The sequence below is a fragment of the Achromobacter sp. SIMBA_011 genome (genome assembly GCF_046535435.1).
Classification (GTDB): Bacteria; Pseudomonadota; Gammaproteobacteria; order Burkholderiales; family Burkholderiaceae_B; genus Achromobacter; species Achromobacter dolens.
This window is the reverse complement of record NZ_JAWRWN010000556.1, coordinates 1-267: the sequence shown is the minus strand read 5'-3', so window position 1 is coordinate 267 and position 267 is coordinate 1. Positions and strand designations below refer to the sequence as shown.

1 protein-coding gene is annotated in these 267 nt (G+C 62.2%); it reads right to left on the bottom strand.

All coding sequences use genetic code 11. From position 1 onward, the window contains the following. Window positions 1-267: hypothetical protein (locus SB816_RS32130; protein WP_410548260.1), on the bottom strand; the 267-nt coding region annotated here is incomplete at both ends.

Genomic DNA, 267 nt, shown 5'->3' with positions numbered 1-267 from the left:
AATGACGTAAGGCACGCCGGACGCGATGATCTTCAGCTCGATCTGGCGATAGGGAATGGAATCATCGGCATCGACGCCGAAGACGCTGAGGAACACGATCTTCACCTCGCGGCGTGCGGCTTCCTCGACCACCGGCGTCAGTGCGTCGATGGCATCCAGACGCCCGCCCGCCAGGATCAGAAACAGCCGGTCCACGCCGTCGAAGGCATCAGCGTAAGTCGAGGCATCGGTATACTCAAACCTCACACCTTCCGCGCCGTCCGCCGC